This is a genomic window from Bacteroidota bacterium (genome assembly GCA_034723125.1).
Classification (GTDB): domain Bacteria; phylum Bacteroidota; class Bacteroidia; order CAILMK01; family JAAYUY01; genus JAYEOP01.
Map to the genome: position 1 here is coordinate 1 of JAYEOP010000108.1, position 4,498 is coordinate 4,498.

The window sequence follows — 4,498 nt, forward strand, 5'->3', positions numbered from 1 at the left end:
TTGATAATTAGCCACGAAGGCTCTAAGACACGAAGAATCACAAAGTATGAAACAATTCATTATGGAATTATTATACTACTGATTTTCTTTATGTTATCACAACTCGACATTTAATAAGTTTCAGAATGTCAATTCTTTATATTCAAATGCGAAACTTAAGTTACTCATTATACTTGGGCTTTGAATTAATAATGGATGTGAATATAAAAGTCATTCAATTGTCATTAATAGTCATTTAGCCAAGCTGTCATTGGGTTTTGTAACTTAATGACTATTAATGACAATCAAATGACTACTTTGTGAGATTAGATTCAAGCGACAAAATACACATAATATTCTAACAGTCAAAAACATAGGTTTTTCTTATAGCCACTACTTATAAAAAAGCCACTTCCACAGTTCTTTATAAGATATTTTTGACCCGTAAATTAAGATTCCTATTCTGTAAATTTTTGAAGCTATCCATGTTGTTCCTACAAAACCTATAACAAGCAATAGCATTGAAGAAACAAGTTCTATAGTTGGTACACCAAAAGAAATTCGAGCCATCATTGAAATTGGTGATGTTAAAGGAATCAAAGATAGCCAAATCGCAATATTACTATGTGGAGCCTGAATAATTGCCTGAACTGAAATAAGTGAAATTATCAGAGGGATAGTTAAAGGCAACATAAACTGCTGCATATCAGACTGATTATCAACAGCCGCAGCAATTGAAGCAAAAAGTGAACTGTACAACAAATAACCACCAACAAAGAAAAATACAAAAGTTAAAACAACTTTAGTCATGTTTATTGTTGAAAAACCGGACAAAACAGTTGTTAGACCTTCACTTGCAGGGGAAGAACCAATGTCTGCAAGTGATAATCCTCCCATTGTTAGAACCGCTATTAATAATACCCACAATAAAAATTGTGTTAAACCAACGAGAGCAATTCCGATAATTTTTCCCATCATCAATTCAAAAGGACGTACAGAAGAAATAATTATTTCAACTATTCTATTTGACTTTTCTTCGTGAACACCACGCATAACAAGGCTTCCGTAAATAAAAATAAACATATAATTTAAAAAACCTGCAAGACCGGCAATTCCACTTGCCAAAGGAGTGTTATCATCTTCCAATCCCTGCTCCCCTACTTTTTTGTAATCAATCTCAACATTTGCATCAAGTTCCTTTATCACTTTTTCATCCAAGCCCAATTCTTTTATCCTTAAATATTTTATTTTGTGATTAATAAAATTCCTTGCAATTGACATTGTTTTCGAACTGCTTTTTTTACTGGAATACATCCTAATTCCTGTTGGTTCTTCAATATTAATTTCAGGAATTACCAAAAGGTGCATATTATCCTCCTCTTTTAATAATTCCATTATTGATTTTTCGATATTCGGATTTACATATTCAAAATGAATCTCTTCGCTATTTTTAAAAACATCAAGAAATTGTCCACTATTATCAATTACACTTACATGCTGAGATTTTGATTTTACAGATGTGTGCATATAAACAGAAAACCCAATAATCCCTGCGTACAAAAACGGCAACAAGAAAGTAAGAATCCAAAAAGTTCTTTTTCTTATTCTTATTAAATATTCTCTCTTTATTATATATCCTATTTTATTCATTATTATTTTCTTTTTTATTAACCATTGAAATAAAAATATCATTTATTGAAGGTATTATTTCATTTACCGAATAAATATTAATATCTGTCAATAATTCCTTTAAAATATCATTTATTGTTACATTTCCATTCAAGCGTATTTGCATACTACTACGTCCGTTTGTTTCATTTACAGACAAAAGTTCAAACAACTCAGATTTTTTTTCAACTTTTAATTGTGAAGTTTTTTCAAAAACAATTTCAAAAATATTTTGTTTATACTTTTCTTTGATGTCAAATTTCTTTCCATCCAAAATCTTTTTTGATTCATTAATTAATACAATATTTTCACATAATTCTTCAACAGATTCCATTCTGTGTGTTGATAGAATAAAAGTAACTCCCTTTTCTTTCATTGAAACAATTCTTTTTTTAATTATCTCAATATTAATAGGATCAAAGCCTGTAAAAGGTTCATCAAGTATTACAAGATCAGGGGAATGCATTATTGCAATTATAAACTGTAATTTCTGTTGCATTCCTTTAGACAATTGCTCAACCTTTTTATTCCACCAGCCTCCTATTTCAAACTCATCAAGAAATTTTTCAATTGTATTTTTAGCTTTATTTCCTGAAAAACCCTTTAATTGAGCCATGTACAAAAGATGTTCACCAACTTTCATTTTTGCATACAATCCTCTTTCTTCGGGCAAATATCCAATATTGGCAATATCCTCTCTCCTCATTTCCTTATCGTTAAAAAACAATTTACCGTTATCAGAATTTATTATTTGATTAATTATCCTAATCAGAGTAGTTTTTCCTGCACCATTTGGACCCAACAAACCCAAAATTTCTCCTCTTGGAACATTAATTGAAACATTATCCAAAACAAGATTTTTACCATACAACTTTGAAATTTCTTTTACTTTTAGAATATTCATTTATCGTTATTTTTAAAATTATACTTCTTTAATATCAAAACTACTATCATTTATTTCTTCCCACTTTTTATAATAACAAGAACGGCACAAAGGTTTGTATTTATCTTTTGCACCAATCAAAACTTTTCCTTCCTCATCAGATATCCTATACGAATGAGTAGCAAGGCTACCACACTCCATACAAATAGCATGTAACTTTGTAATGTATTCGGAAACAGCAAGTAAATTAGGCATTGGGTCAAATGGCTTACCATCAGAATCCATGTCAAGACCTGTTACAATAACTCTTTTTCCTTTAAAGGCTAAATATTGAACAACATCCACAACAGCTTTATCAAAAAACTGCACCTCATCAACACCAATTACATCTGCATCGTCATAATATTCAGTTATTTCAATTGCCCTATTAATAATTATTGAAGATATTGAATTTGAGTCATGTGAAACAACTTGATTCTTACTATATCTTTTATCAACAGCCGGTTTAAAAATTGCAACCTTCCTATTTGCGATTTTAGCCCTTTTAAGTCTTCGAATCAATTCTTCTGTTTTCCCCGAAAACATGGGTCCACAAATAACTTCAATCCATCCCTTATTTGATTTATTATTTAAAAGCGGTTCAATAAACATTTAAGTAAATTATCCATATTAGTTTTCAACAACAAATAACGTAAATTCCTTTTTAAGAAGCTACATTTTTTTACTACTTTTGAAGCAAAAAAAAATGACATCAAAAAAAGATATATCCATAATAACAAATATTCTTGATAAAATTTCAGGAATAATTGAAAAAGCACAAGACAATCCGAACAATATTAGTTCCTTAGATTTAGATCTTATCAATAAAAAAATCATTGAACTTTATGACCATACCACAAATTTATCATTATCGTTAAAAAAGTCTAAAGACACAGAAACAGAAATTCTTCAAAAAACAGAAGAAGAAATAGAAAGTAGTGTTGTTGAAAAAAAACCCGCAGAAAAAAAGATTGTAGAAGAAAAAATTGAAAAAGAGGTTGTAGAAATAGAAACTCAACCGGAAGAAACTGCAAAACCCGAATTACCCGAACCAAAAGAGGAAAAGGAAACTCAAGCAGACAAAATTGCAAAAGATGAATTACCCGAACCAAAAGAGGAAAAAGAAGAAAAGCTTGTAGGAGATGAAAAAACAACACCTTTATTTGAGCCAAGTACTGAAACTAAAGAGAAATCTGACAAAGCTCCTAAGCCAGAAATTGAAAAAGAACCAACTGAAGTAGTAGAAGAAAAAGTTGTTAAAGAAGAGGATAAAAAAGAAATATCAGAGAAAAAACAAGTTAATACCAAATTTATTAAAAAAGAACCTTCAATAAATGAAAGAATTGCAAGTTCAAAAACGAAATTACCTCTTGCTGACAAAGCTCATAAAGGATCAATTTCAGATATAAAATCTGCAATTTCTTTAAATCTCAAACTTTCTTTCATCAAAGACTTGTATCAAGGCAACCAAAAGGAATACAAGAGAATGATAGATTTTTTGAGCAAATGCAATAATTATTCGGAAGCAAAATTATTCCTTGAAGGAGAAAACGAAAAAAGACCATACTGGCAGGAAAAAGAAGAACTCGTTAAAACCCTAATGGGACTTATTACTAGGCGATTCAGGTAAGTGAACCTGAGAGAAAATACGCATTAGTCGAATAAACATAAAGAAGTACTTAGAGTTGAAAACTAAAAGGTAAAAACTAAAAGGTAAAAGGTAAAAGTTATGTGTTACGAATAAACAAATTACCAGTCCGCAGTCGGCAGTAAAAAACAGTCCTCAGTCAGCAGTCAAATTTCAAATAAACAAATAAACAGATAAACAAATAAACAATTCTTTCATCAGATTGCTTCAGTCATTCTTCCTTCGCAATGACGGTATGGACTGGGTTTTGGTTTTATAAGCAAATCAAAAGTACTAAAACA

At 30.0% G+C, this 4,498-nt stretch carries 4 protein-coding genes; 1 reads left to right on the top strand and 3 read right to left on the bottom strand.

Annotation, left to right across the window (positions count from 1 at the left end; translation table 11 throughout):
* Positions 1-372 precede the first annotated feature (372 nt).
* The 3 genes from U9R42_03265 to U9R42_03275 are packed head-to-tail and all read right to left on the bottom strand — an operon-like array spanning position 373 to position 3,181.
* Complete coding sequence (locus U9R42_03265) at positions 373-1,629, bottom strand: ABC transporter permease (GenBank protein ID MEA3495036.1); 1,257 nt, start codon at positions 1,627-1,629, stop codon at positions 373-375.
* Positions 1,622-2,551 carry an ATP-binding cassette domain-containing protein gene (locus U9R42_03270; protein ID MEA3495037.1) on the bottom strand — a complete coding sequence of 310 codons (930 nt, stop codon included), beginning with the start codon at positions 2,549-2,551 and terminating at the stop codon, positions 1,622-1,624. The genes U9R42_03265 and U9R42_03270 overlap by 8 nt, the downstream gene beginning before the upstream one ends.
* Before the next feature lie 18 nt (positions 2,552-2,569).
* Positions 2,570-3,181 (bottom strand): thymidine kinase, encoded by a 612-nt coding sequence (locus tag U9R42_03275; protein ID MEA3495038.1) that lies wholly within the window; start codon positions 3,179-3,181, stop codon positions 2,570-2,572.
* Positions 3,182-3,275: 94 nt separating this feature from the next.
* On the opposite strand from U9R42_03275, the gene U9R42_03280 reads away from it, so the two are divergent.
* Positions 3,276-4,199, top strand: a complete 924-nt coding sequence (locus U9R42_03280) for a hypothetical protein (protein ID MEA3495039.1) — start codon at positions 3,276-3,278, stop codon at positions 4,197-4,199.
* The last annotated feature ends 299 nt before the right edge of the window (positions 4,200-4,498 follow it).

Coding starts and splice junctions, on each gene's coding strand:
- U9R42_03275 (MEA3495038.1), bottom strand. CDS start 3,181: ATGTTTATTGAACCGCTTTTAAATAATAAATCAAATAAGGGATGGATT.
- U9R42_03265 (MEA3495036.1), bottom strand. CDS start 1,629: ATGAATAAAATAGGATATATAATAAAGAGAGAATATTTAATAAGAATA.
- U9R42_03270 (MEA3495037.1), bottom strand. CDS start 2,551: ATGAATATTCTAAAAGTAAAAGAAATTTCAAAGTTGTATGGTAAAAAT.
- U9R42_03280 (MEA3495039.1), top strand. CDS start 3,276: ATGACATCAAAAAAAGATATATCCATAATAACAAATATTCTTGATAAA.